The organism is Paenibacillus sp. FSL R5-0623 (genome assembly GCF_037974265.1).
GTDB lineage: Bacteria > Bacillota > Bacilli > Paenibacillales > Paenibacillaceae > Paenibacillus.
The window spans coordinates 5,616,953-5,643,174 of sequence record NZ_CP150233.1 but is presented as its reverse complement, the minus strand read 5'-3'; the positions used below and the strand labels follow the sequence as shown (position 1 = coordinate 5,643,174).

Here is a 26,222-nt window from a genome sequence, read left to right as displayed (position 1 = left end):
AAAAAAATGTCGAGCGAAGCATACAATGATTTTAAGACGAATAAAATAGATAGTCTTCCAGGTTGGGAAATAATAGACCAGAAACATAATTCATCCGGTATGGATGCAGTGACCTTTTATAATCCTGATACGAAACAAGCCGTCGTTGCTTTCCGAGGAACGGAAGGATCCAGCACTTGGGATAGAAAAGCACCTGATTTAAAAGCAGATGTTCTCAATATTGGTCTTCCTGAAGCAGGGGCTACGATTGCTAGAATAATTGATCCTTTGTCTGAAGCCGGGAAAGAAAATGTGCAGGGTATTGAAGATACCTTAGGGATTACATGGCTCAATAACTTGTTTGGGGATACGGGCAAAAGTATAGGTAAAGAGTTTGGACCTGATAATCAGTTATACGAAGCAGAAGATTACGTGAAAGAGATGCAAGGTAGGTACCCCGATGCAGACTTTACTCTTACCGGGCATTCACTAGGTGGGGCTAATGCACAATATGCAGCCGTATATACGGGATTAGATGCTGTCACGTTTAGTGCACCAACCGTCGTGGCATCATTAACACCAGAAATGCGTAGGAAAGCAGAAGAAGGGGCTTTCGATGGTCAGGTGACCAACTTCATTCATCCTGGGGATTTCATTGCAAGTGGTATGCTTGGAGGATATGAGAGGCATGTGGGCTCAACCCTCGTGATTGATAAAAATTATGACGATTTTAATGCTAGTTACGGTGCTGTGGATAAAATAAAGGATACACTGGGTGGTCCTGGATATCACGATATGAAGCATTACAGTTTCGATGACGAAGGGTATATCGATAATATATTGTATGATGAAATTACGGGTGAACGAGTGAGTTACTCTCCCCGGAAACCTTCGGATCATAACATCCTGGATCATGCACGTGAAGCATGGGATACCCTATCCAAAGGTTACAAGTCTGTGGTTAACGTTGTAGGTGGGTACTCGGCAGGAACCATCGAGTTAACGCCAGAGGAACTGAAGGAGATCGCAGGGAAATGGAGTCGCCAAGCGCAGGATATGAGCCGTACCTTCGAGCGAATCCAACGGAACTTTTTTGAGTACACCGAGAGCAGTCACAGTCAACGGCTTGTGCCGATTGTATGGGATCTTCAGATGAGTATAAAGCAGTTAGATGAATGGCATCTGGAACATACATCGGATCTTGTAGATTATATTCAGAACAAGGCGGATCTATTTATCCAGGCTGATAGTGGTGTAGGAATTTAGTAGTTCTAATGTTTATAACACATGTGACAGCAAGAATTTACATATTGAAGAAATTAACTATTCTTATAGAAATGAGGACAACACAGATGAAAAAGAAAGTAGTCGTCATGAGTACGATAATAGCCCTTTTAGCAGCGACAGTTCAGGTTCATGCGGAAACATCAATTTCCATGGATGGTAGTTTAGATAGCAAACCAATGAATTCAAATACTGATCGTGATGCGGGACAAAAAAATTCATTTAAGGATATTCAAGGCCATTGGGCGGTATCCAGTATTCAGGCGGCGCTAGATAAAGGAATAGTTAGTGGTTATCCCAATGGCATGTTTTATCCGGAAAATAAAGTAACGCGTGCAGAGTTTCTAAAGCTCATAGTTAGTTCACTCGGCCATGAGGCAGAGCCTACAAAGTCCAGTATGCAGTGGTATGATGCATACGTCAGATCTGCTAAAGTCAATAACTTGTATGTTGAATCCGATTTTCCATCCACAGATTGGTCTAAACCCATGACGCGCATGGAAATGGTACACGTGGCGGCACGAGCCATCGGGAAGATTGGTACTGATGATTATGATTTTCTATATCTTGCTGTAAAAAATGGATTACTTTCGGGTACGGGAAACGGAAAGCTTGATCCCGAGGGTACAACCACTCGTGCTCAAGCGTTAACTGTTGTAGACCGAATTGGTAAAGTGCGAAGTGGACAGACACTGAAGGTAGATACACTGGCTTTAAAGAATGCAGAAAAAGCGAAGAATGCGGAGCGCGATCCGTGGGGACGTGTCATTCGAACCACCAATTTGCCTAAAAATGCAAAAGACTTCCCGTATATTTTGGAGGACTATCCGAACGAGATGTATGAGATGAAGCCCAATATTATTGTGGATACAACTTCTGCTCAACTAGCCAAGATGGATAGAAACTTTAACAACAAGGCTCTAATGGATCAATGGAAACAAACAACGGAGAATTACTATAACTTATTGCTTAACGTAGACTACAGAACAATTGATGAAGAATGGGCCAATACATTATTTACATATCACAATCAGGCTTTCAGGGTGGTACTTGCGGATATGAGACGATATGTGAAGTGGGTTAAGGAAAACAAAATCATCATGACAGGGTCTTTGGTAGCAGAACCTTCTATGGTGACTGATGCGGATAAGTTAGCTGGTTATTTTATTCGAACTAAGTTTAGTTTTGAGATCAAATCTTACATTAAATACGAAAACATCATATTTGATGAACGTTTCATAGATGCGGATACCTTTAAAAAAGGAAAAAAATATGCAGGATATGCAGATATTCCGTTATCTACGAATTCAAATACGTATGATTTGAAGGTCAGTGGCATGGCTACATTATTTAGTGACAACTCTATAGTACGTGAAGTGAAATGAAGAAGCTTCTCAAGAGATTCGTCTTATGTTTTTTGATGGTTTCATTAATAATAGAATTACTGGTTGTGTTCAGTATCAAACCTGTAGCATATGCTGCAGATGATATTCAATTTGAGCCGTCGGGTTCAATTAAATTTAGTACAACCTCAACAGGAGCAACCACGTCCATTCGGTATAAAACTGTCGGATTCACAATAGCTCGTAATGCAAGATGCACCTCAACCAATTGTGCCCCTCAACAAGGGGGGCTGCATGGTGTAGTCAGAATTACTCAGGTAGGAGAAGTACATAATACCAATGGAACGGTTACTACATATTTCAATATTCCTGTTAATCAAGTGAATGATGCTTTAGAAGCTGCTGGACTCGAGAAGATAACCAATGGTGGACAGATTTGGTTAAGCTCTATATTTCATGTTATTAACGGATCCAGACCTAATACGGATTTCGTGACTCTTCAGAGTATAAAGAATGCTGAAAGTTGGGCTGACCCAAGTAAGTTCAGACAGTACTATGATATTCCTGTAAAAGTGAATGGATTCTATCCAGTTACCAAGATATATCGAACTAGTGAAGGTACAGAGATGTATTCTGCAAAAGTAGAGAGCGACATTGACGATGTAGATAAAAATTGGCCGGTAGGTAAGCCAGTAGGTAAAGTAATGTTAGATAAGACCTATCCGTTTCAAGGTGATACCTATAAGCTAGTGAAGTCGTATGTTCAGTCTAAACGGAAATTAAATGAACAGAATTTTGTACAAACGGGTGATCCAGAGAGAAATGCAAAGTTATCAGAAAGAAATTTTACAAATTATCTTGGAGGTACGAATGTAGTAGGTGTATATCGTAAAGTAACGACAGTTATTCCTGATGATCCTATCCCGGACGGGAAGGCAGCCTGCAAACCTAACATTAATCCACCGAACGAGATAGCTTCACCGCAAGTAGAATATATGGATCCGGGTGCTCAGGGGCATATTTTGGAGGATGACCCAACCAATGGCATTCATTTTGATGCCACGCGGGGGATTCCGACTTCAGAGCACCTGTATGCCAATACGTGGGCAATGAACTATTTGTTCCAGCATACCTTTGGCAAACAGAAAGGGACGATTACCTATAATTGTACCGCCGATATTACCTATGCCCGCACTTGGAAGGTTAAACAACCAGCCCTACCGGGACCTAATGGCACAACGATTCCGCAACCAGATACTCAAGGTTCCGATGAATATCCACACCAGTACAAGTTCAGCTTTGAGAGGAATTACAGCTACTGGAAGATCAATAACGTTGAACTGTATTCCATTGAGCAAGCCGAAATGGAGAATTATGCTCTCCCTGATGGTGGTCGGATCACGCTCTGGCCTCAGGGGTATACAGCGCCCGACCTGGAGATGGAGCATGATGAGGAGGTGGAGATTCATGTGATACCGCAGGAAACGGGGGAAATTAGCTTCATTCCCGATGTGGTGGCAGGCGATGGATATGATCCGCCTGAAGTACCGGATGACACAGAACTGCTTAAAGGCATAGCTGAGGGTCAAACGGGCCCGCCTGATGTGAAGAATGATGCACTTGACTTTACGTGGGAAGGTTTAACCACGAAGGTAATGGATGGCAGCACTGTCGTTGAAAATGGACCGGATCCGACGCAAATCCCAGCACCGACCAAGATCGGTTCGTATAAAAACACCGGAGAGCAGGTGCTCTACGCAGATCAGCTGTTAATCCCCCAGGACCGCTTGAACAGGGCGAATACAGAGTCGATGGGGGAGATTGAGTATGCGCTTCATCCTACAACCTTGGGAGGTAGCGAAGGAAGGACTTTTCTGATCAATTCCATCAACACCGTCACCGTCCATACCCCAGTCGTGAACTACTCGCTCGTATCGGATGATCAGCCGCATAACCAGAAAACGGTGCCGAACATGAACCGGTCAGCGATTATTTTGGAGCGACCATTCACGGTTCGCATCCCGACCAGCGGACAACATCTGGATGCGGGGTCCTACCCGGGTTATGGCGATCGGGATTATGCTAAATATTATCGGATCAAACAAGTCCGGTTTCCATTTGACGTGTACAGTTCTGGCCGAACGCAATTTTATCCACGAGATACATGGATTGATATCCAGGTACCTGTACTGGATACGACCTTCTATCTGCCCGTGTGGGTGGATGAAGGAGACTACCAGGTGCAATTCCGGAATATCGCTGAAAATGCTCCGTCGAATTTTAGTACCGAGCCGGAGATTGAAGCACAGTCCGATGCCAACACAGACCTGTCTTACCACGCCGCTTCGGACGAAGTCTCCGTGGAGGTCATTGGGCGGCTATACGACTTTGAGATTACCGATATCGCCGACTATAACTGGGAACTGGTCTTCCGCCGTTTCAAAAATAGTCTTGCGCCGACCTGGATCAGTTACTGGACGGGTACGCAGGATATCGACGGGGATAAGCGGGGCAACAAACCCCAGTTTACCGTCCCGATTCGCCCGGGCAGTCACCCCCTGCAAGGGTATCAGAATGTGGCGGTGAAAACGGGTTATCACTTCAAGTTTGATTTTAAAACGAAAGGAAACATGTTTGGCCCACGGGACGGCATACGTCTTACGCCAACCTTTGATTTTGTGAGTAAGAATGGCAGTACACGTGTGCCAGTGGATCTGTACTACTCCACCAACCAACGGAACTTTATTCGCATCGGTTCGACAGAAGATCAAGTGAAGCGATTCGTGATTTTAAACGATCGGTTACGTCAAGTTCCGTCCGAGCAACTACGAGATACAGCGACGTACAAATACAACCGATATGGTGAAATCCATCCGGGGATGATGAGTGAACGAGCGTATCAGGAGTATTATCGAGATAAATTCACGAAAATGAAAACACCCGTAGGCGGGTATAGTCTACTCTTGATGCCAGAACAACTTCGGACGTTTATTGGTCCGAAAACGAATATTCCAACGACCGCCAGTGCCGATGTACTGCGTGCGAATGCAGCCATTCAACAATGGTACGGGGAATACAGTCTGCCCGCCGAGCCCTATGTGGTACAAGCGGGAACGAACTTGGCGGAGTATGGACGTACGCATGGCGGATTGGATGCTAAATCGCCGATCTTCCTGAAAGATGGGTATATCGTGGTGAACTTCAACTTTGAGTCCATTCGGGAGGGAAATCTCGCGGCACCGCATCTGCAATATATCCATGCCCCGCTAATGAATCAATGGTTGCTGGAAGGATTCCAGAGTCAGGTAGAGGATAGCTATGGGAACAGTTTCACCTTGCGGGACGGAGACGTGGTCTTTTACCATGCCGATCGCTCCAGTCGCGATGATTTCAGTGCGCAGGTACCGCATTAAGAAATGAATGTAAGTATTGCATCAATTATTGGATAGAAGAAATCCTTGTACTAGAGGATTTCTTCTGTTTTACACTACATCGATAAAGTGAGGGATGGTTGTGTCCCGGATAATAAGGATAATTACATTTACCATAATGATCGTTGGAGTAATAGGAGGATGTTCTGGAGTGGACAAAAAGGATCAGGAAATTATAGAGCGTTCGGAGACCATTGCCATTGATTATCTAAAAGAAACTTATGATTTAGACGTGACCATCACAAGGAGGCAAATGCAGCCTAAGATGGCAATGTCACGTGTATCAATATATGGTTATATAACGGGAAACGAAGATCAAACGTTCATAATATCGATTAATTATGAGACTGGTTTACAAGAGATGTTTGCGTATAGTCCTGAATTCAAGAAGGCATTATTAGTAAAAGGATATAATCTTTGATATTACAGTTAAATGTGAGGTAGGGAGATTAAATGAGTAAGGATGATCTAAACAATAGAAATATAATCGATCAGGTTTATCAACGAATGTCCGATGCAGCTTATAACGATTTTGAGAAAGGAATTGAAATTGAAGGTTTAACGGGCTGGGAAGTACTAGACCAGAAACATAATTCATCCGGTATGGATGCAGTGACCTTTTATAATCCTGATACGAAACAAGCCGTCGTTGCTTTCCGAGGAACGGAAGGATCCAGTACTTGGGATAGAAAAGTTCCTGATTTAAAAGCGGATGTTCTAAATATAGGTCTTCCTGAAGTGGGAGCTACGGTTACTAGAGAATACTATCCGTGGCCTGAATCTTGGAGAGGGGGTGTTCAAGCTACCGAAGATGCCTTAGGGATCACCTGGCTCAATGACTTGTTTGGGGATACGGGCAAAAGTATAGATAAAGAGTTCGGACCTGATAATCAGTTGTACGAAGCAGAAGATTATGTGAAAGAGATGCAAAGTAAGTATCCCGATGCAGACTTTACACTTACCGGGCATTCATTAGGCGGGGCAAATGCACAATATGCAGCAGTGTATACGGGATTAGATGCTGTCACGTTTAGTGCACCTACTGTCGTGGCATCGTTAACACCAGAAATGCGTAGGAAAGCAGAAGAAGGTGCTTTCGATCGTCAGGTAACCAACTTCATTCATCCTGGGGATTTCATTGCAAGTGGTATGCTGGGAGGATATGAGAGGCACGTGGGTTCAACTCTCGTGATTGGATAAAAATTATGACGACTTTAATGCTAGTTACGGTGCTGTGGACAAAATAAAGGATACACTGGGAGGGCCTTCATATCACGATATGAAGCATTACAGCTTCGATGACGATGGATATATCGATAACACCTTGTATGATGAAATTACGGGAGAACGAGTGAGTTACTCTCCCCGGAAACCTTCGGATCATAACATCCTGGATCATGCACGTGAAGCATGGGATACCCTATCCAAAGGTTTCAAGTCTGTGGTTAACGTTGTAGGTGGGTACTCGGCAGGAACCATCGAGTTAACGCCAGAAGAACTGAAGGAGATTGCAGGGAAATGGAGTCGCCAAGCGCAGGATATGAGCCGTACCTTTGAGCGAATCCAACGGAACTTTTTTGAGTACACCGAGAGCAGTCATAGTCAGCGGCTTGTGCCCATTGTATGGGATCTTCAGATGAGTATTAAGCAGTTAGATGAATGGCATCTGGAACATACCACTGATCTTGTAGATTATATTCAGAACAAGGCGGATCTATTTATCCAGGCCGATAGTGGAACAGTAGCTTAACGAACGTGTATAGAAAGGCAGGAAGATGTAAATGAGTGGAAGCAGTATAGCCATGGATTTGGATCAGTTACTACAGGCAGAACAAGAGTTGGATCTTATTCTTAGCGAATTGAGAGAAAACGAGAGAGAAGCAAGAGGATTGTATGAGAAGCTAAACACCTGGAAGGGACAATCAGCAGATAAACTTCGAATCAAGGTGGAAGTGTTCTTCTATCAGTTGGATACTCGGACACAGTTACTACTCAAACAAAAACAGGAAATGTTAGATGCCATCAAGAGGATAAAGGATGCGGATGGAAGTTATTGATTGTATATTGAGATTTTATTTTTGATTTTACATAAAAGTTTGTTTAAATTTGAAATGAAGATTCGCTCCAAAGATATGTAATAATTATGAATATCTAAAGATGCCACCTTATGTAATAGTGAAGTGGCATCTTTTTGTGGTACGTTTGTTGCGTCTACAACTCCCAGTAAACAATAGACCCGTTGCATCCACCCAATTAACTTCGAGATCACTTCTAGATAATAACTATCCTTTTGGCGATGATCAACAGAAAGATGGAGTAGTTAATGCTTTCACTGGTAACGGTTTTACGTCATCTGATTTAAAATCGAAGAAGAGATGTTTTGAATTGAAGAGTATTGCGAATATGAGATGTGATTGGATCAGATGGTGGCAGATGTTTACCTCTCCAAATTGTTGTATGCTTCCCGCATTTTTCATAAATAGACTTTATGGATTATGTTAGAGCTGGAAGGATGAAGCAAGCCCTCTTGCTCCTTAAGACAACAACAATTTCGGAGGAGGAGATTGGCAAATGTGCCGGATTTTCGAGTGGATCGTATTTTTCCAAGTAGATCGTATTTCTAGTTATTTCGCAAATCGTTAGACGACCTAACTACAGTATAGGAAACAATTTGAACGGAGCAGTTAATATAAATTGGTTCTCAAAAAAAAGAGCGTTATTACGTCTCTATATACAATTAGTATTTACCGTTTGAAGTAAATAAATCCCGGATGCGGATTGCACTAGCCAGTTGCTAAATGGGATACTCCACCTCCGGGATGCACATCGGTAACCTTTAAGCTAAATAAATATTAAGGATTCCTCAAGCTGTTACAACCACTTATCAGCCCAACGTTCCACGGCGCTTAGCGCTCTCCCCAGTTCCGTGCCTTTTCGTGACAACATATATTCAGTCCGAACTGGACGTTCCGTGACCACATGGCGAACCACAAGTCCTTCTTCCTCCAGTTCCTTCATTCGCTCATTTAACACACGTTTGCTCAAGTCAGGGATATAAGCGTGAATCTCACTGAAGCGTTTGGGTTCCTCCATCAACGCATGGATAATGAGGGCTACCCATTTTCGGCCAATGATCTGATAAGATTGTTCCACTTTTGTGCATATTTGCTTGGCATTCTCATCATCGCTCATGATTGTACTCCTTTGGTTTAGTATTGCTTGTAATATCATTAGTATACTTATTGTAACCTACTTGTCCACAGGCCATATGTGTAAAGTGTCACATACCAATTGTTCTTAATGTTACCACATAAAGCGTTATCATCAAATAAAAACCCTATAAACACTGGAGTTCACAGGTTCGACACGATTATTGACGAATTGTGACGACAGGTGTAATATGGGTAACGTTAATTCAAATGGTTACAATTTATAACCTAAACACAGGTTGTGGAGAGAAGGAATGTTCCATGGTTGAATTCAGGCACGTTATATAAAACGGAGGCAAGGCGGGGAACACACCCACTTATTCCGTCTTTTGTCATGCTTGGATTTGAACATTTTGCAACATCATATACTATACTGCACAGATCACAGGAGGCACTCCAATGGATGCAATGACATTTGTCCTGTTCGGGGCAACAGGCGATTTAGCCAAACGCAAGATTTACCCTGCATTATATAACTTGTACATGGATCAGAAAATGCCGAAATCCTTCTCCGTTATTGGATTGGGACGACGTGAATTGTCGGATACGGACTTCCAGGCGAATGTTGAAAAGTCACTGCATGAATTCTCACGTCAAACGCCAGAAGAAGCATCTCAGGTTCGTGATTTCATTGGAGCTTTCCGTTATTGTTCTTTAAATAATACGAAGCTTGAGGATTACACCAAACTGTTGGAACTGGTTCAACAGCGTGAACAAGAGCTTAACATTCCCGAAAACCGCATGTTCTACATGTCGGTGGCACCAGAATTCTTTGAGCCAATCGCATTAAACATTCAAGAAAGTGGCCTGGGTAACACCAAAGGCTGGAAGAAACTGATTATCGAAAAACCATTCGGACACGATCTGCAATCGGCTCGTGATCTGAACGAAAAACTGAGCAATACCTTCGCCGAAGAAGAGATCTATCGCATTGACCATTTCCTTGGCAAACCGATGGTTCAAAATATTGAGACGCTCACCTATGCAAATCCGGTGATTCAGGCGTTGTGGTCTAACCGTTATATTGCCAATGTACAGATTACGGCAAGTGAGACGGTGGGTGTTGAAGAACGTGCCGCGTATTACGACCAAAGCGGTGCCCTTCGTGACATGTTCCAAAACCATATGCTTCAGTTGCTGATGATGATTGGTTTACATTTGCCAAAACGTTGCACACCGGAAGAAATTCAATTCAAAAAGCAAAAAATTGCTGAGGCACTTCGTCCGTTGACGAAAGAAAATATCGCTTCTGAAGTTGTTCGTGCGCAATATGCAGCAGGTGAGCTGCAAGGTTCCTCGGTTGTTGGATATTTGGACGAGCCTGGTATTCCAGCCGGATCTCAGAACGAGACCTATGTTGCCGCAAGACTTTGGATCGATGATCCATTCTGGAGCGAGGTTCCATTTTATATCCGTACAGGTAAACGCCTGGCTGAGAAATCCACCCGAATCGTTGTTGAGTTCAAGGCACCACTGAAGACAGGTCATGAATCCGAAAATACAACGGAACCGAACCTGCTGACGATTGAAATTGGTCCGGGAGAAAGCATCTCGCTTCAATTAAATGCGAAGAATCCATTGAACCATGGTGAAGTGGAACCAATGCATATGACCTTCAACTCAGGTAAACGCAACATACCTGAAGCTTACGAGAATCTGATCTTTGATGCGATGCGTGGAGATTCCACCTTCTTTGCACATTGGAATGAAGTGGAGCTGGCATGGCAATGGGTGCAACCGATTCAGGAAGCATTCGAAGCAGGCAGCGTGCCACTGGATATGTACAGTGCAGGTTCGCATGGACCAGAGTCAGCAGATCGCCTGACCGCAGCAGACGGTTACCGTTGGTGGTAAGTAAAACGAGAGAGTGAGCATAAGAGAACACAATAGTAAAAACAACTGGACAATCGTTCTGCTCACCAATGAACATTTTGCACAATCCAAATGCGTCTTCCAAGTCAGCAGGATATAAAACGGAATGTTTTATTTCCCTAGAGCTTGTACTCGTGAGCGAGTTGGATCGAATGATGCAACATACTGATATATACAGTAACTATTACGAATCATACCGTTCCAATTTTGCATAAGTCCTTCCGGTTAGGTGGCCGGAAGGCCGTGAAAATTTTCAATATAGATTAGCGGACGCACTGAATTTTTTGCCTAAGTAGCGATGTAGTGTAGGGGACGGAATCGATTCTGTAGAAGCAAAGCGTTCGCCTTTGTATCCAAATTTCATCAATTTGAAGATTGATGAAAAGAAATTTGGATACAACAGCGATCGAAAGAACGAGCCGTAACCGGAACGGTTGCTGCGTAACGGGAATGTAGTCTGGCGCTCTGCAACAAAGATGAAATTTAAACATTGTTCATAACAGGAGGATTTTGAAATGAAACTTGGACTTGTCGGATTAGGAAAAATGGGATTGAACCTGGGTAGAAACCTGATTGATCACAAACACGAAGTGGTTGCTTTTGACCTGAACGCTGAAGCAGTAAATGAAATGAAAGAATACGGCGCTGAAGGCGTGTCTTCTTACGCAGAGATGGTGGCTTCGCTCGAATCCCCACGTGTATTGTGGATCATGGTTCCCCACAACGTAGTAGACGCTGTATTGGCTGAAGTTAGCCCATTGTTGTCCAAAGGCGACATCATTATTGAAGCGGGTAACTCCCACTACAAAGAATCCATCCGTCGCTACGAAGAGATGAAAACTAAAGGCATTCACTACATGGATGCAGGTACATCTGGCGGTATGGAAGGCGCTCGTAATGGAGCATGTTATATGATCGGTGGAGACCCGGAAGCTTGGGCAATCGTTGAACCGGCATTCAAAGATACTTCCGTGGAGAATGGCTACCTGTATGCTGGTAAAGCGGGCAGCGGTCACTTCCTGAAAATGGTCCACAATGGTATCGAGTACGGTATGATGGCATCCATCGGTGAAGGTTTTGACGTATTGGAGAAAAGTGGATTTGATTTCGACTTCGAACAAGTAGCACGCGTATGGAACAACGGTTCTGTTATCCGCTCTTGGTTGATGGAGCTGACAGAACGTGCCTTCTCCAAAGATGCAAACCTCGATGAAATTAAAGGCGTAATGCACTCTTCCGGTGAAGGACGTTGGACGGTAGAAACGGCATTTGACCTTCAAACCGCTACGCCGGTTATCGCATTGTCCTTGCTGATGCGTTATCGTTCCCTGGAGACAGACACGTTTACAGGTAAAGTGGTAGCGGCATTGCGTAATGAATTTGGCGGTCACGCTGTAGAGAAAAAATAATTTTATATATAACTGTTAACATATGATGAACATCGGGTAATAACTTATATCGTGTTTACGAATTCATCAAGTGGAGGGAACATATCATGAAATTTTTCTTGGATACTGGGAATGTGGAAGAAATCAAACGGATCGAACGTCTGGGTCTGGTGGATGGAGTCACGACTAACCCGTCTTTGATTGCCAAAGAAGGTCGCGTATTTAAAGAAGTCATTCAGGAGATCTGTGGCGTTGTTAAAGGCCCGGTCAGTGCTGAAGTTATCGGTCTCAAAGCCGAGGATATGTTGAAGGAAGCTTATGAAATTGCAGAATGGGCACCAAATGTAGTTATTAAACTGCCGATGACCGAAGATGGGCTATATGCTTGTCATGAGTTAACGCAAAAAGGGATTAAAACCAATGTAACGCTGATCTTCTCCGCAGCACAGGGTCTGATGGCAGCGAAAGCTGGTGCAACCTACATCAGTCCATTCGTTGGGCGTCTGGATGATATTGCGGTGGATGGTATGAAATTGATTCGTGATCTGCGTCTTATTCTGGACATGTATGATCTGCCTTCCGAGATTATCGCAGCAAGCATTCGCAATATCAAACATGTAGAGGATGCAGCCCTTTCCGGTGCGCATATTGCCACCATTCCGGGTTCGCTTCTGCCGACACTTTGGAAACACCCACTGACGGACAGCGGGATTGAACGTTTCCTGAAAGACTGGGAAACTGTTCCAAAATAAAAGGATAGACATGGCCTGAATCTTTGGGTGGTCTAAACATAAAGCCTTTTGCCTTGCAGAGCAATCTGCGGGTGAAAGGTTTTTTTATCTCTGTTTATGTAATTTTCGATTTGCGGTTAGTTTAATCAATAAGGAGTACTTGTCCCTTTAATGTTGTTTTTACTTTCTATCCAGTGTCCACGTACTGTCCTTCTTTTTCAGGACAACGGTGCATAAGGTTAACATATAGCCTATAGCTCATCCCGTAGGGGAGGGACACTTCGATGATGAGAAGAAAATGGCGAAGCCGGAGACGCCGTAAGCCGCCAAGCTACAAACGCAAAATGTGGTTGATCATTCTATTGGTTACCGCGTTTTGTTTGATGCAGGGCTTTGCTTATGTGGATAAAAAGATGAAGCCCCCCATCATGCACTTAGCCAAGATCAGAGTGAAGCAGATTGCGACTGAAGCGATCAACAAGGCGATTACAGCACAGGTTGCCGATGGCAAAACCAACGAAGGATTGATTGACTGGAAGACGGATACCGCCGGGAAAGTGTCCGGTTTCATGCTGAACTACAATGAGCATATGCGAATCACCGCAAGTACGATGAATATTGTGCAATCCACGCTGCAGAATGTACACATGTTAAAAGAAAAAATCCCGCTGGGGCAGGCGCTCGGCAGTCCGGTGTTGGCTTCATTTGGCCCGAGTATACCGGTTCGTATTGAGCCCCAAGGCGCTGTCAAAGTGGATCTGAACACCCGTCAACAGAATGCGGGTATTAACATGATTTTGGTGGAAGTGTACATTCACATCATTGCTGAGGTCGCGGTCGTGGTGCCATTCGACATGGAGCCGGAAACGGTCGATACGGAGATCCCGATTTCCTACCTTTTGGTTGTCGGGGATGTGCCAATGTATTATTACGATAATCAGGGCAAGCCAGTGGGCAGTAACGGCAGTAATGCCCCAGCGATTGCGCTGCCATCAGGTCATACAGGTGTATCAAGCGGTAATGGAGTAACTACGAATCCCCCTAGCCAGAACCAGCAACAGACGCCGTCAGACCATTTGCAAGGGAATGAACTTGAAGAAATTGAGCCGGATGATCTGCCTGATGTGAATGGGGGATTGCAGCTCAATAAGGACGCGCACCCATGATACACACAAATTAGAATTGTAAAGCAAAGAAAGGGGCCTCTATTAAAGAGGTCCCTTTTTCGCTTTGCTGATCATGCATATACTCGTCTCATTTGCTTTTCTTGTTCTTTTGTTTGCGTTCATCCTGTTCCCAATGTTTCAGCTGTGGATAAGGATCAAACGACCATTCGTGCAGTCCGCTGTCCCGGTAGATCCCATAGTGCAGATGTGGAGGGAATTTGCCCTGTGTCCCAGGTTTCCCGTAACCCGAACTGCCCACCCAACCTACAACCTGACCGGGGATAACCACTTCACCAATGCGTGCGCTCTTGTCAAAACCCGAGAGGTGGGCGTAGTAATGATAATGGTTGTTCAAATCCCGGATACCGATGCGCCAGCCGCCAAACGGGTTCCAGCCTTTGATTTCCACGACCCCGTAACAGGTACTGCGCACAGGCAGGCCATGCGGAGCGAAAATATCTGTTCCCTCATGAATGCGATAACCGCCCCAGCTTCTTTTTGTCCCCCAGGTACTGCGATAGGAGTAGTTGGTTCCGAGCGGGACCGGAAAGGCATGTCCAAATAGATCCAGATTGTCAAAATGCTCATATAACTTCGCGAATTGCTGTATCCGTTGCACAGCACGGGAGTTGTGATAATATTCCCACAAGGCAATGTTGAAGTCTTCTTGCTTGTTCCCGTAACCTTGAATAACAGAAGCCATGCTGTACAGCACATCCTGATCATTGTTGGCATCTGCTTTACCGTCTCCTGAACCATCACGTCCATATCCTTTGAAAAAAAGAATGGATTCCGGATGTTGATCCGTCTCATCGGGATTTAGCCATCCTCTCCAGGCCGGAGGGGTCATGAAGATACCCGTAAGCCGTTCTGGATGCTTGCGATCCTTTGGGTGTGCACGAGTAATCGTTCGTTCATACTGATCAATTGCGGCAAGCCTGTACCAGGGAATCTGGGTCATCTGACCAATGGTTTCATATAAATGGCGACGTGCAGCGAAAATTTCTGCGGGTTTTAACTCGGCAGCCTGTGGTTTGGGAGCGGCCTCGGCGGGTTCACTGTAAACTTCAACAGGCAAGAATGGGAGAAGCAGAGTACCTGCAAGTAATGTTTTGATCCAAAAGCGGTATGTGTGCCTGAAGGTCAAGCGTTGTTGCACTGGGAAGCAGCCCCTTTCCATTAGAATGATACAAGGTACCCGATGAACCAAGCTAAAGGTTAGCGTTCTTCAAAAGTTCTCATTTTATCCATGTAAGCTCTTGGGGGGAATCGAATGATACAAATTGTCCATATCGGGCATGAATGCACAAGATGTGACAAATGGGGGTTTTTCCAGCGCTTTCATGGTATAATATGTTCCGAGCAACAGCCTAACTTCAGTTAGAAAGAAGGTTTATGCATTGGCAAAACGTGTTAAAGAACCGAAGCCGGATTGGATTCGGATCAAATTGACAACCGGCGATAACTATCAGGAAATGAAAACGATGATGCGTTCCAAAACGCTGCATACGGTATGTGAGGAAGCGCGGTGTCCGAATATTTATGAATGCTGGGCCAATCGAACGGCCACTTTTATGATTTTGGGCGATATTTGCACAAGGGCATGCCGTTTTTGCGCGGTGAATACAGGCTTGCCAACGGAGCTTGATTTGCAGGAACCAGAACGTGTGGCGGAAGCAGCAGAGCAGATGAATCTGCAACACTGCGTAATTACAAGTGTAGCCCGTGATGACCTGAAGGATGGGGGAGCTACGATCTTTGCAGAGACGGTAAAGGCCGTACGGCGGCGGTTGCCATTGTGCAGCGTTGAAGTACTCATTCCAGACTTTCTGGGCGATCGGGAATCTTTGCAGATTGTAATGGATGCCAAACCGGACATCCTGAATCACAATATTGAGACGGTTGAGCGGTTATCGGACAAAGTGCGTGCCAAGGCGAAATATAAACGTTCACTGGAATTGCTTGCTCGTGCCAAAGAAATGCAACCTAACATCCCAACGAAATCAAGCATCATGCTTGGTGTAGGTGAGGAATATAATGAAATTTTATCAACAATGGATGATCTTCGTGCGGTGAACTGTGATATTATGACGATTGGTCAATATTTGCAGCCATCGGAGAAACATCTGTATGTTGAAAAGTATTATCCGCCAGAGGAGTTCGCTGCATTGAAACAGGAAGGATTAAAACGTGGATTCAGCCACGTCGAGTCCGGCCCGATGGTACGCAGCTCCTACCATGCGCATGAACAGGTGAAATCGGCTACCAAACATGCTGAACAGGCGGCAACACACGCGTGATGGAGGATACCGGATTGGAAGAAGAAAAAATCACAGAACAGATTCAGGAGCCGGTTCAGGAATCGGCTGTTGAATCAGTTGAAGAAAAACCCAAAGAACCGGTCATTGTACAGATCGGCGGCAAAAATTATGAAATCGTCCAGAACCACAAAGAAGGCTGGAATCCAGAGGTCTTCCGTGATCGTTACAGTGAAGTGCTGGAGCGTTATGATTATATTATCGGGGACTGGGGTTATAGCCAGTTGAGGTTAAAAGGTTTTTACCGTGATAACCATCCGAAAGCGACAAAGGATTCCACGATCGCCAGTATGGTGGATTATATCAATGAATATTGTAACTTTGGCTGCGCGTACTTTGTACTTCAGAAGAGCAAGGATCAGCCTCAAGCCAAAGCAAAAAGCGGTTCCTGAGAAGGACCGCTTTTTTGCTGTGTTTATTTTAGTCAAGAAATGCCGTGCGAACCCGGTTCCAGAATGGATAAGGGCGGAAACGTGCGAAACTGACCTTGTGACTGGATACCTGACAACGGACGGAGATTAGATCCTCCACCATCACATTCACATGATCAATGGTCATCAGTAACCGCTGATCCTTGCGGGAGAAAATATCACAATGATGATGCTTGGGCAAAATAACCGGTGAACCAAGTGTCCGATAGACCCGGTTATTAATCGATGCAATCTCCGCAATCTGAATCGCCTCGATGGTCGGATGAACCATGGCACCACCAAGGGCCTTGTTGTATGCCGTGCTGCCTGAAGGCGTGGATACACAGATGCCATCCCCACGGAACATCTCGAATGTCACATCGTTAATATCGACCTGGGCCACGACGGTACCGTCTACACCTTTTAACGTAAATTCATTAAGGGCGATGTATGAGGTATTCCCCGACTTTTTCCGAATCTCAAGCTCCAATAGCGGGTATTGCACAATGCGTGGTTTGAGACGCTCCGGATCTCCTTTGCCACTCATCAGCCTGACTAACTCCCGTAATTCTTCCTTCTTCCAATCGGCGTAAAAGCCGAGATGGCCTGTATGAACCCCAACAAAAGCAATATCCGGAATACGGTCGATGAAATTGTGAAATGCCTGTAGCATCGTACCATCGCCCCCGATGGAGATCACAATCTCCGGCGATTCTGCATCCAGCTTGAACCCTTCTTCCTTCGCCAGCGCGTGAAACTGCTGACTGAGATCAATCGATAACTGGTCTCCGCGGTCTTGAACATAGTATCTCAAGATGAAAGCTCCTTTGTGGTCATTATACTACCGATGATAATCAATTCCGCGGAAGAACACAACGTTTGGGCGCATATTCAGTTAAATATAGATGAATCGTTCACTTATTTTTTGGCATGTCGTCTAGGCTTGAGAATGGAACTTAATATCGCAAGGAATAACAACAATACGATGAGGCTTACAAAAACAATCATTCCGGACAAGAAAATCAGTCCCCAATCGGGTGTATACGTTGATAACGATGGGATGAAACCGGGCTCCATGAGAACGGGTGAAGAGGAACGCCCCATCATGGGTGTCCACAATAGCAGGACCAGCACAGGTGCGATTAGCGCATGAATTGCTCTGGCAAATAGGAAAGGACCGTATCTCATGGGTGTGTTGCTAAGAACACTCATAATCTGTGCATGGACAGATAATCCGCCCCAGGAGAGAACAAAGGCTGCTGCTGCCACTTTATAGACGAGTGGGATGGATGCCCCGGCACTCCCGGCCTCTTTGTTCCCCAGCGTTACTTCAAACAGCCCACCGACCAAGCTAGGAGATAAGGATGGAGGCAGTCCGCTATGTCGTAACAACTGCTCGGTTATCCCGTATAATCCGCCAAGCCAACCGGTCTGGACAAGTAGCTCCATCATGACCGAGAAGAATACAACCAGCCCTCCTACGATAATAATAAGGCGAAGGGATGAGGAGACTGCCTGGCGCAGCAGTTCACCGAATGCCCGTCCGTCAGCCTTTCTTGCTTCATGCATTGCATAGATGGCCCGGACCAGTCTGTTTCTAGGTATCTCCTCCGATGGAGATGCAGAAGAGATGTTTGGCTGTGAGCCTTTTGCTGTACCCCCGTGAAAACGCATGAGCATACCCACCAGAATAGCTGCAGCGTAATGGCTCGCAACCAATACTGGAGCAATGGCGACATTATGGAAGAACCCAACCGATACCGCTCCAATCATGAAGATCGGATCGGATGATGTAGTGAAGGCAACGAGCCGTTCTCCTTCTTCCCGGGTAACCAGCTTTTGTTCCCATAACTGAGCGGTCAGTTTCGCCCCTGTAGGATAACCGGATGCACAGCTCACGGCAAATACAAAACCACCGCTTCCGGGAACACGAAACAATGGACGCATCAGTGGATTCAGCAAGGTACCTAGAAAATGAACAATGCCAAAGCCGAGCAGCAGCTCGGACAGCACCAAAAAAGGAAAAAGGGAGGGAAACAATACGTCCCACCAGATGGACAGTCCGCGTACACCTGCATGCCAGGTTTCCGCTGGATACAAGACCATTAACACGCAAAGGATCAGGAGAGCGAGTGTGACCAGGACATGGGTGAGTCGTTGTGAAGCAGCCATGAATTCTTCTCCTTTATTTTTGGAATGGTCGGTGTGCGGAAGTCTGTGATGTTATTGCCATCAATATATGAGAAAAAGTGGACAAACAGTACAAAATTATACGTAGAAAGCGCTTGCAAAAGTGGCTGTGTTTTTGAGTGATGTGTGCTAAAATGAGAAAAACGCCTGAACGTCACCTAATTGTCTCCAAGGTGGAATTCAATTCGGATGGAGTGATGATCATGAGTCTTGTCACCGGAATCCTGGTCTGTGCTTTTGTATATGTGATACGTGCCTCGCTGGTACGCTCTGAGGAAGAGGACTGGCGGAGTTATTAATGAAATATCTAGTGCGCCAACCCAAGCGGTTGGCGCTTTTTTTGTGTTATGTTTTGAATAAGGTCCTATATACAGATGGCAGGTTACATGTCCTGATGAATTCATGTTATATAGGACTTTTTGGTTTTTTTTGATAGAATGGAGATAAAGGCTTTTGGAGCCTGGTTATTGTTACTGTTTTCACAATGTTCATGGAACGTGTAATATATGGCAAAATTCGACATCAGAAAGGGGAATCAGACGAATGAATCCCAGTTTGAGTATTTATGACAATCTTGGCGGTGAGAAAGGTGTTCGCGCACTGGTCGAGGCCTTTTACCCAATCGTTCAGCAGAATGAGCAGCTGGCTCCGCTTTTCCCGGAAGATATTCAGCCGGTCATCGACAAGCAGTATATGTTTTTGTCTCAGTTTTTTGGAGGCCCAGGGCTGTTTTCCGAGGCGTTTGGACATCCGATGATGCGTGCTCGTCATATGCATTTTGAAGTGACGGTTGAACGGGCTGAGGCTTGGCTTGCATGTATGGATCAAGCCTTAACACAGATTGGTGTGGAGGAGCCCTTGCATTCGTTTATCCTGCAGCGTTTATCCGGGCCTGCACATCATTTTGTAAATACACCGTAGTTCAGAATATGATTACAAGCGTACGGGAGAGGGATGGAAAAGATTGGAATTAGAGCCGCTGTATAAGGTGAAAGTGACCTGCCATTATTGCGAAACCGAGTATGAGACCTCACGGGTAAGACCGAGTTTAAAAAGGCCATACCGGACGGATTCAGATTTTTGTGCGTACTACAAGCTGGAGAATCCAGATTTTTATGTGGTTCGCATCTGTCCGCAGTGCGGGTTTGCCACGACGGAGAACGCAACGGAGCATTTAAATGATGCTCAGCGCAAGGCTTTTAAGGAACAGATCGGTAACCGCTGGGTTAAACGTGATTATAGTGGAGCACGAACACTGGAACAGGCGCTGGCTACGTACAAGCTTGCCTTGCTGTGTGCACAGGTTATCCAGGAGAAAGATCGTGTCGTCGCTGGTCTGTTGCATCATATCGCTTGGTTGTATCGTTATATGGAGGACCATGCACAGGAACATCGTTTTCTTGAATTTAGCCTTGAAGCCTATGTGAAGGTGTTCGAACGTGAAGGAACGGGTGGCAATGAAGCCAAACTGTTGTATTTGCTCGGGGAATTGAACCGCAGGGTAGGGCGGTTTAATGAAGCAGTGCAATGGTTCAGCAAGGTCATTCATGACAAGCGGATCACAGATGCGGCCATGATTCGTGCATCAAGGGAACAGTGGGCTGTTCTGCGTGAGCAGATGATTTCAAGTAAGTTGGAACTCCCTGAAGAGATGCTTGAAACAGACAAAGAGGCTGCAAAGCGCAGCCCCCTCTAGGTTGATCTAGCATTAGTTACGGACAGGACGGCTGGATAACAAGTAGTCACTGTCGTTGTCGATCACGGTCATGCTTGTATTACAGCAGGGAAAGACCAGTAATTTCTTTTTGCCTTCGCGAATGAGCACAAGCTCTTTTGGTTTGAGGGGGAGCAGCACATTGCTTGCATGACAATAGGGACATTGCTGTACATAGATGTCTCCCATCACAATATCGTAAGGCCAGCTGTTCTCAAACGGAATCATTCTTGTTCGCCTTCTGGTGCGGAAGGTTTGGAGGCTTCTTGTTTGGCGAGTTCCGCAATCTTCTGCATCAGGATATGTTGGGGCATGTGCATCAGGTGCTCCAAAGGTACGCCCAGGGATTCTGCTAATTTGACGGCTGTATCAGCCGATACTTGTAAAGGTTTCATACGTTTACCTCCTGAAGGTTGCTATAAATACATGTTCAAAAAGACTGGTTTTCAGTACCGAGAAGATGGAATGAAGCTAGAAATGGAGTAGCGGAGCGTAGGCAAACTACGTGAGCAACGGACATTTCGGCTGAATTTCATATTCGATGCTGATAATGCCGTTAGGCATGATTCGTAATCAAAAGTGGACTTTTTGAACAACCTCTGTAGCTATTTCTCTAGTATAGAGATATGACACGCATAAAACCAGTTTTTAATTCAATCCTAACCATCCAATTTATAGAGAGAGGTGCCTTATTAAATGAAAACGCCATTACACCCCGTATGGGATCTGGAGTCCATTTTTAGTGGAGGTTCTTCCTCCGAGACATTCGCTGCGTATCTGATTGCACTGGAAGAGGATGTACGTAAACTGCAACATCTGTTGAACGAAACACCTGCACCGACTTCATTAGAAGAGACGGCTGCATTTGATCCGATTTTGGAACTGCTGCAAAGCTGTTATATCCGCATATCGGAAGGTTCTGCGTTTGTAGGTTGTCTCTCATCGCAAAACCAAAAGGACAAAAAGGCAAAGCAGCTTCAGGGCGCCATCAGTTCTATTGCAGCAATGCTGAACGGCAGCAAATCAAAGTTCGATAATACACTCAGTCAGACATCGGATTCGGTGTGGGACGCTTGGATTGCTCGGGAAGATATTCAGCCGCTGGCATTTGTATTAAACGAGAGTCGCACGCTGGCTCGTGAGAAGCTGTCGCCTGAACTGGAAGGTCTTGCTCTGGATCTGGGTGTAGATGGTTACCATGGTTGGGGCAAATTCTACAACACGATTGTCAGCAAGGTGAACATTCCATTTGAGCAAGATGGGGAAACGGTGATGCTCTCCGCAGGACAGGCTGCCAACAAGCTGAGCGATAGTGATCGGAATGTACGGGAGACGGTATTCGCAAACTGGGAGCAGGCTTGGACCGATGTCGAAGATTTCTGCGCTGACACGCTGAATCACCTCGCGGGATTCCGTCTGAAGTTATATGAGAAACGTGGCTGGGATGATATCCTCAAAGAACCTCTGGCCATCAACCGGATGTCACGTCAGACACTGGATACGATGTGGGATGTGATTAACGGTGCCAAACCTGCACTTGTTCAATATCTGGAGCGGAAGGCAGAACTGCTGGGGGTAGACAAGCTCAGCTGGAGCGACGTAGATGCACCTGTAGGTAAATCAAGTGGCAAAATCACTTACGATGAGGCAGCCATCAATATTGTTGAGCAGTTTGCCAAGTTCAGTCCTAAACTTTCCTCGTTTGCAGAGATGGCTTTTGAGAAACGCTGGATCGAAGCAGAAGACCGTCCTGGCAAACGTCCAGGTGGATTCTGTACGTCTTTGCCACTTAGCAAAGCAACTCGAATTTTCATGACCTTCTCCGGGACACCGTCTAATGTGTCGACCCTTGCGCATGAACTTGGTCATGGATATCATCAACACATTATGGAAGAGTTGCCTGCATTGAATCAACGTTATGCGATGAATGTGGCTGAGACAGCTTCCACGTTTGCTGAACTGATTGTTGCAGATGCCCTGGTGCAGGCGGCAACAGATGAGCAAGAGAAGCTGGCTTTGGTGGAAGACAAGATACAGCGAAGTGTGGCTTTCTTTATGAACATCCATGCCCGGTTCCTGTTTGAGAATCGTTTCTATGAACAACGCAAAAAAGGCTTGGTCAACGCGGATGAATTATCCAAATTAATGGTGGAGGCGCAGCAGGAAGCGTTCTGCGGTGCACTTGCATCAGATCACCCTCATTTCTGGGCATCCAAACTGCACTTCTATCTAACTGGTGTACCGTTCTATAATTTTCCATACACGTTTGGTTATATGTTCAGTGCGGGAATCTATGCAAGAGCGCAGCAGGAAGGTACGGCATTTGCAGATAAATATGATGATTTGTTGCGGGATACAGGGCGTATGACGGTCGAAGAACTTGCTCAGAAACATCTGGGTACCGACCTGACACAACCGGAATTCTGGCAAAATGCTGCGGACTTGGTTATTGCCGATATTGAGCAGTTTCTACAGATGACAGCAACCGAAAAATAGGTTGAACAGATATGAAAAGGCTGGAATCCCGTGTTAACAGACACTGGATTCCAGCCTTTTTTGTACAGAATCCTCATTTTCGATTCTTGAAGATTTTGTCGTAATTAAGTGAAAAAGCTCAGTTTAAGGAAGTGGAATGGCAATTAATTGTGCAAATCATAGTTAGAAATACCCAACTTTGCCGTTCTTTGTTGAATGAGCACATATGATGTCATATAATGAGTCGTAAGTCCTTGATATATAGGACTATAAGCATATAAGGAGAGTGTTAATATGAAAATTGATGAGCTTTCATTAGCGAGACAGTTGGATCTGGTATTCAAAGAACTTGATCATGAGTTATCAGGGTTAGATTCAGGGGTAGTTTTTGTGCAAATACGAAACAACGTAATTGGGAAATTCGGTATTCGACATAATCCGATAGCTGGACGAGATGGGCAGATGGATGTGGAGGAAGGGGGGCTAAACGAAACCCAGAGAACTTCTTTCCGGGCAATGGCATTGGAGACGTTGAAATTCAAACGCAATTGGACACATGGCGAAATATCGTACGATTTCACAGTAAGACAAGGTATGATTTTGGTAGATGCAACGATGGAGTCTAATTACAATATGGCAAGCTTGATGATTCGTTACCCTAGAACCAATACATACAAGGATTCAGATGTGGAGTCGACCTCATAATTAGTTACACAAGAGAAAGCGGCACTTCCGAAGAAGGCCGCTTTTGTTTTTTAACGCTACTTAAGCATTAATTACGAGCTTACGAACGACCCGATAATTGCTGCTCAGCGATTTGTACCAGACGTTTAGTGATGTATCCACCCAGAGAACCTGTCTCACGGGAAGTATAGTTACCGTAGTAACCATCTTGTGGAATCGTTACACCCAGCTCTTGAGCAGCTTCAATTTTCAATTGTTGCAATGCTGCTGTTGCTTGGGGAACGACCAGGTTGTTGGAGCGGCTACCGCTACCTTGGTTTTGATTTCCGTACATATGTGTCACCTCCTTATGGGTTGGTGATGTTAGTATGGTTAGAGAATAAGGAAATATACATGATATGGTGTAAGGGAAAATATGGATAAATATCAGTGCACAGGACACATAAAAAAGCCGACCCAATGCGGGTCGACAAGTTGTATTTGGATATCAAAATATAGGGTGATATGCGTAAAAGCAAAGTAGAGGATGATCAGCTCGCTTAGTCTGTCGGAGGTATAACCTCAATACGTGTAAATAACTCAACAGGCTGTTCCGGTTCCAAGCGAATCAACCCGGTTTGTTCATCCGATAAAGCCAAATTAGGTGCATCCGGGAGCCAAGTGTACGGTTCAATGCACAGGAACTGATCGGATTCACCTTTGGTAAAGAGAACCCAATGTTTGAAAAATGCTTCATCTGCTGAATATTTCAATGTATATCCATCTTGCCTGCGTAAGTAAGCCGTAGCCGGTTCACCTTCGGTAGCTTTCAACAGGGTATCCCAGTTACGTCCCTGCAAATTGATGCCTTCGTTCAGAGCAGACCATTCACCCAGGGGTTCCAGTTCACCTGTCGGTAGTTGTTCTTCATTCTGTCCGTATATTCCGGAAACAGGCAGTTGCAGTGTCCAGTCGGCAGGTTTGCCGTCTAACAAAAACCATGTATGATATCCCATCCCAAAAGGAGCAGGTGTTGAGCTCAGATTGGTGACTCGCAGACGCTGGCTAAATACAGCGTTTTGCAGACTGAACGTCATCTCAAGTTTCAGGGGAATCGGGAATTGGGCCATCCAATGCTCTTCATTTTCGGTCAGTAATTCAGTCGTAATTGCACAGCCGTCTTCATCTTCCTCAATGTCACTGACACACCAGGATTGGGTACGGTGGAGACCGTGAATATGGTTGTCATTCGCCGTGTTCTGATCAAATTGGTAACGAACGCCTTCATATTCGAATTGTCCACGATGAATGCGCCCTGGTGGAATCAGGAGAGGAACGCCAAAATGGTACGGCTTCTGCAGATAAAAGGCAAGATCGTCTTCATCCGGACGGCGGACGACATCTCTGTCCTGCACTAAATCGCGAATAGAAATAATATTATTTCCAAGACGCGGCAGCAGGGTGATTTCCAATTCACGGCTATGTAGGATATACGTGTCGTAACCATTCCATTGGCCTTTGGTCACTTGTTTCATATCGATGCTCCTTTTCCCACTTGAAATCTGTCTGCAAGCAGTCGTGATGAAGCTACTGCTGCAGGCGTGTCGTTGTGTACATGCCAGCTATTTCCTGCGCTATTTCGTGTGAAGCAGGCAACAGGATAAGCAATTCCATCATAACAGATTTTGATGTCTCGGGTAAAAAAGTTCAACTCATTTTGACATTCGCGCCTGTGCGCATTAAGATGGAACTCTGAAAGCATTTATTAGAATTGAATGACTTGAAATCGATGACAGGGATAAGTAGGGCAAGAGAATCCTCTTCAGAAAGCCGGTGGTTGATGTGAACCGGTGTGAGCTCTTTACCGAATGGACCCTTGAGTGTAGGTTTGAACAGGTTAAGCCAGAGATGGGCTTGCCCCACTAGAGTCTGCCGTATAATCCACGTTACGGAACAATGAAGGCATTTCTTCGGCTTGACTTGATTCAGAGTCAGCAGCAATCGAAGAAAAGCGAATAAGGGTGGCACCACGGTCTCACGTCCCTTGCG

At 45.2% G+C, this 26,222-nt stretch carries 26 protein-coding genes and 1 other annotated feature; of the genes, 18 read left to right on the top strand and 8 right to left on the bottom strand.

The window, feature by feature from the left end:
* Positions 1 to 6 precede the first annotated feature (6 nt).
* The 7 genes from MKY92_RS24845 (at position 7) to MKY92_RS24815 (ending at position 8,094) form a co-directional block, all read left to right on the top strand.
* Entirely contained in the window at positions 7 to 1,245 is a 1,239-nt protein-coding gene (locus MKY92_RS24845) for a hypothetical protein (protein WP_339297993.1), read from the top strand.
* 86 nt (positions 1,246 to 1,331) lie between these two features.
* On the top strand, positions 1,332 to 2,648 hold the full coding sequence (locus tag MKY92_RS24840; protein ID WP_339297992.1) for an S-layer homology domain-containing protein: 1,317 nt from the start codon (positions 1,332 to 1,334) through the stop codon (positions 2,646 to 2,648).
* A 35-nt stretch (positions 2,649 to 2,683) separates the two neighbouring features.
* The gene (locus tag MKY92_RS24835; protein ID WP_339301906.1) at positions 2,684 to 6,019 is read left to right on the top strand and encodes a DUF5704 domain-containing protein; all 3,336 of its coding nucleotides are present in this window, start codon (positions 2,684 to 2,686) and stop codon (positions 6,017 to 6,019) included.
* Positions 6,020 to 6,188: 169 nt separating this feature from the next.
* Positions 6,189 to 6,458: a hypothetical protein gene (locus MKY92_RS24830; protein ID WP_150366037.1), complete on the top strand. Its 270-nt coding sequence runs from the start codon at positions 6,189 to 6,191 to the stop codon at positions 6,456 to 6,458.
* Positions 6,459 to 6,490: 32 nt separating this feature from the next.
* Complete coding sequence (locus MKY92_RS24825; protein WP_339297991.1) at positions 6,491 to 7,237, top strand: hypothetical protein; 747 nt, start codon at positions 6,491 to 6,493, stop codon at positions 7,235 to 7,237.
* Positions 7,230 to 7,787 (top strand): hypothetical protein, encoded by a 558-nt coding sequence (locus tag MKY92_RS24820; RefSeq protein ID WP_339297990.1) that lies wholly within the window; start codon positions 7,230 to 7,232, stop codon positions 7,785 to 7,787. Before MKY92_RS24825 ends, MKY92_RS24820 begins: the two co-directional genes overlap by 8 nt.
* 31 nt (positions 7,788 to 7,818) lie before the next feature.
* Positions 7,819 to 8,094 (top strand): hypothetical protein, encoded by a 276-nt coding sequence (locus MKY92_RS24815; protein WP_339297989.1) that lies wholly within the window; start codon positions 7,819 to 7,821, stop codon positions 8,092 to 8,094.
* 814 nt (positions 8,095 to 8,908) lie between these two features.
* Here the strand turns inward: MKY92_RS24815 and MKY92_RS24810 are convergent.
* Complete coding sequence (locus tag MKY92_RS24810) at positions 8,909 to 9,229, bottom strand: helix-turn-helix domain-containing protein (protein WP_036605715.1); 321 nt, start codon at positions 9,227 to 9,229, stop codon at positions 8,909 to 8,911.
* 416 nt (positions 9,230 to 9,645) lie between these two features.
* Between MKY92_RS24810 and zwf the strand changes: the two genes are divergently transcribed.
* The 4 genes from zwf to yunB all read left to right on the top strand — a co-directional run bounded on the left by zwf (position 9,646) and on the right by yunB (position 14,403).
* Entirely contained in the window at positions 9,646 to 11,100 is a 1,455-nt protein-coding gene (zwf, locus tag MKY92_RS24805) for a glucose-6-phosphate dehydrogenase (RefSeq protein ID WP_339297988.1), read from the top strand.
* A 533-nt stretch (positions 11,101 to 11,633) separates the two neighbouring features.
* On the top strand, positions 11,634 to 12,527 hold the full coding sequence (gene gnd, locus MKY92_RS24800; RefSeq protein WP_339297987.1) for a phosphogluconate dehydrogenase (NAD(+)-dependent, decarboxylating): 894 nt from the start codon (positions 11,634 to 11,636) through the stop codon (positions 12,525 to 12,527).
* Positions 12,528 to 12,613: 86 nt separating this feature from the next.
* Complete coding sequence (gene fsa, locus MKY92_RS24795; RefSeq protein WP_237178521.1) at positions 12,614 to 13,258, top strand: fructose-6-phosphate aldolase; 645 nt, start codon at positions 12,614 to 12,616, stop codon at positions 13,256 to 13,258.
* Positions 13,259 to 13,521: 263 nt separating this feature from the next.
* Positions 13,522 to 14,403 carry a sporulation protein YunB gene (yunB, locus tag MKY92_RS24790; RefSeq protein WP_339297986.1) on the top strand — a complete coding sequence of 294 codons (882 nt, stop codon included), beginning with the start codon at positions 13,522 to 13,524 and terminating at the stop codon, positions 14,401 to 14,403.
* Between the two features lie 88 nt (positions 14,404 to 14,491).
* Here yunB and MKY92_RS24785 read toward each other — a convergent pair whose 3' ends face one another.
* Positions 14,492 to 15,562 (bottom strand): M23 family metallopeptidase, encoded by a 1,071-nt coding sequence (locus tag MKY92_RS24785; protein ID WP_339297985.1) that lies wholly within the window; start codon positions 15,560 to 15,562, stop codon positions 14,492 to 14,494.
* A 241-nt stretch (positions 15,563 to 15,803) separates the two neighbouring features.
* Here MKY92_RS24785 and lipA point away from each other — a divergent pair, with 241 nt between their 5' ends.
* Positions 15,804 to 16,703, top strand: a complete 900-nt coding sequence (gene lipA / locus MKY92_RS24780) for a lipoyl synthase (RefSeq protein ID WP_017692371.1) — start codon at positions 15,804 to 15,806, stop codon at positions 16,701 to 16,703.
* 14 nt (positions 16,704 to 16,717) lie between these two features.
* Positions 16,718 to 17,113, top strand: coding sequence for a YutD family protein (locus MKY92_RS24775; RefSeq protein ID WP_339297984.1), 396 nt, complete (start codon positions 16,718 to 16,720; stop codon positions 17,111 to 17,113).
* A gap of 28 nt (positions 17,114 to 17,141) precedes the next feature.
* Here MKY92_RS24775 and MKY92_RS24770 read toward each other — a convergent pair whose 3' ends face one another.
* Positions 17,142 to 17,945 carry an NAD kinase gene (locus tag MKY92_RS24770; RefSeq protein ID WP_221823620.1) on the bottom strand — a complete coding sequence of 268 codons (804 nt, stop codon included), beginning with the start codon at positions 17,943 to 17,945 and terminating at the stop codon, positions 17,142 to 17,144.
* Positions 17,946 to 18,049: 104 nt separating this feature from the next.
* Entirely contained in the window at positions 18,050 to 19,303 is a 1,254-nt protein-coding gene (gene ylbJ, locus MKY92_RS24765) for a sporulation integral membrane protein YlbJ (protein ID WP_339297983.1), read from the bottom strand.
* Positions 19,304 to 19,455: 152 nt separating this feature from the next.
* On the opposite strand from ylbJ, the gene MKY92_RS24760 reads away from it, so the two are divergent.
* From MKY92_RS24760 to MKY92_RS24750, 3 genes are all read left to right on the top strand, one after another.
* Entirely contained in the window at positions 19,456 to 19,620 is a 165-nt protein-coding gene (locus MKY92_RS24760; protein WP_155984997.1) for a hypothetical protein, read from the top strand.
* A 244-nt stretch (positions 19,621 to 19,864) separates the two neighbouring features.
* Positions 19,865 to 20,242, top strand: coding sequence for a globin (locus tag MKY92_RS24755; RefSeq protein WP_036605723.1), 378 nt, complete (start codon positions 19,865 to 19,867; stop codon positions 20,240 to 20,242).
* A gap of 43 nt (positions 20,243 to 20,285) precedes the next feature.
* Positions 20,286 to 21,017 carry a DUF2225 domain-containing protein gene (locus MKY92_RS24750; protein WP_076254604.1) on the top strand — a complete coding sequence of 244 codons (732 nt, stop codon included), beginning with the start codon at positions 20,286 to 20,288 and terminating at the stop codon, positions 21,015 to 21,017.
* Between the two features lie 12 nt (positions 21,018 to 21,029).
* On the opposite strand, the gene MKY92_RS24745 is transcribed toward MKY92_RS24750, so the two are convergent.
* Both MKY92_RS24745 and MKY92_RS24740 read right to left on the bottom strand, forming a co-directional pair.
* A complete protein-coding gene (locus MKY92_RS24745; protein WP_017692378.1) occupies positions 21,030 to 21,263 on the bottom strand; it encodes a hypothetical protein in 234 nt (77 codons plus the stop codon).
* Positions 21,260 to 21,430 (bottom strand): YycC family protein, encoded by a 171-nt coding sequence (locus tag MKY92_RS24740; RefSeq protein WP_017692379.1) that lies wholly within the window; start codon positions 21,428 to 21,430, stop codon positions 21,260 to 21,262. The genes MKY92_RS24745 and MKY92_RS24740 overlap by 4 nt, the downstream gene beginning before the upstream one ends.
* Positions 21,431 to 21,731: 301 nt before the next feature.
* On the opposite strand from MKY92_RS24740, the gene MKY92_RS24735 reads away from it, so the two are divergent.
* Both MKY92_RS24735 and MKY92_RS24730 read left to right on the top strand, forming a co-directional pair.
* Positions 21,732 to 23,531 carry a M3 family oligoendopeptidase gene (locus MKY92_RS24735; RefSeq protein WP_339297982.1) on the top strand — a complete coding sequence of 600 codons (1,800 nt, stop codon included), beginning with the start codon at positions 21,732 to 21,734 and terminating at the stop codon, positions 23,529 to 23,531.
* A 273-nt stretch (positions 23,532 to 23,804) separates the two neighbouring features.
* Positions 23,805 to 24,215 carry an O-methyltransferase gene (locus MKY92_RS24730; protein ID WP_237178528.1) on the top strand — a complete coding sequence of 137 codons (411 nt, stop codon included), beginning with the start codon at positions 23,805 to 23,807 and terminating at the stop codon, positions 24,213 to 24,215.
* 79 nt (positions 24,216 to 24,294) lie between these two features.
* Here MKY92_RS24730 and MKY92_RS24725 read toward each other — a convergent pair whose 3' ends face one another.
* Both MKY92_RS24725 and MKY92_RS24720 read right to left on the bottom strand, forming a co-directional pair.
* Entirely contained in the window at positions 24,295 to 24,528 is a 234-nt protein-coding gene (locus MKY92_RS24725; RefSeq protein ID WP_339297981.1) for an alpha/beta-type small acid-soluble spore protein, read from the bottom strand.
* A gap of 205 nt (positions 24,529 to 24,733) precedes the next feature.
* Positions 24,734 to 25,708 (bottom strand): aldose 1-epimerase, encoded by a 975-nt coding sequence (locus MKY92_RS24720; RefSeq protein ID WP_339297980.1) that lies wholly within the window; start codon positions 25,706 to 25,708, stop codon positions 24,734 to 24,736.
* 245 nt (positions 25,709 to 25,953) lie between these two features.
* Positions 25,954 to 26,221 (top strand) — a binding site (T-box leader).
* Position 26,222 lies beyond the last annotated feature (1 nt).

Coding starts and splice junctions, on each gene's coding strand:
- MKY92_RS24845 (WP_339297993.1), top strand. CDS start 7: ATGTCGAGCGAAGCATACAATGATTTTAAGACGAATAAAATAGATAGT.
- MKY92_RS24840 (WP_339297992.1), top strand. CDS start 1,332: ATGAAAAAGAAAGTAGTCGTCATGAGTACGATAATAGCCCTTTTAGCA.
- MKY92_RS24835 (WP_339301906.1), top strand. CDS start 2,684: ATGGTTTCATTAATAATAGAATTACTGGTTGTGTTCAGTATCAAACCT.
- MKY92_RS24825 (WP_339297991.1), top strand. CDS start 6,491: ATGAGTAAGGATGATCTAAACAATAGAAATATAATCGATCAGGTTTAT.
- MKY92_RS24815 (WP_339297989.1), top strand. CDS start 7,819: ATGAGTGGAAGCAGTATAGCCATGGATTTGGATCAGTTACTACAGGCA.
- MKY92_RS24810 (WP_036605715.1), bottom strand. CDS start 9,229: ATGAGCGATGATGAGAATGCCAAGCAAATATGCACAAAAGTGGAACAA.
- zwf (WP_339297988.1), top strand. CDS start 9,646: ATGGATGCAATGACATTTGTCCTGTTCGGGGCAACAGGCGATTTAGCC.
- gnd (WP_339297987.1), top strand. CDS start 11,634: ATGAAACTTGGACTTGTCGGATTAGGAAAAATGGGATTGAACCTGGGT.
- fsa (WP_237178521.1), top strand. CDS start 12,614: ATGAAATTTTTCTTGGATACTGGGAATGTGGAAGAAATCAAACGGATC.
- yunB (WP_339297986.1), top strand. CDS start 13,522: ATGATGAGAAGAAAATGGCGAAGCCGGAGACGCCGTAAGCCGCCAAGC.
- ylbJ (WP_339297983.1), bottom strand. CDS start 19,303: ATGGCTGCTTCACAACGACTCACCCATGTCCTGGTCACACTCGCTCTC.
- MKY92_RS24760 (WP_155984997.1), top strand. CDS start 19,456: ATGAGAAAAACGCCTGAACGTCACCTAATTGTCTCCAAGGTGGAATTC.
- MKY92_RS24755 (WP_036605723.1), top strand. CDS start 19,865: ATGAATCCCAGTTTGAGTATTTATGACAATCTTGGCGGTGAGAAAGGT.
- MKY92_RS24745 (WP_017692378.1), bottom strand. CDS start 21,263: ATGATTCCGTTTGAGAACAGCTGGCCTTACGATATTGTGATGGGAGAC.
- MKY92_RS24740 (WP_017692379.1), bottom strand. CDS start 21,430: ATGAAACCTTTACAAGTATCGGCTGATACAGCCGTCAAATTAGCAGAA.
- MKY92_RS24735 (WP_339297982.1), top strand. CDS start 21,732: ATGAAAACGCCATTACACCCCGTATGGGATCTGGAGTCCATTTTTAGT.
- MKY92_RS24730 (WP_237178528.1), top strand. CDS start 23,805: ATGAAAATTGATGAGCTTTCATTAGCGAGACAGTTGGATCTGGTATTC.
- MKY92_RS24725 (WP_339297981.1), bottom strand. CDS start 24,528: ATGTACGGAAATCAAAACCAAGGTAGCGGTAGCCGCTCCAACAACCTG.
- MKY92_RS24720 (WP_339297980.1), bottom strand. CDS start 25,708: ATGAAACAAGTGACCAAAGGCCAATGGAATGGTTACGACACGTATATC.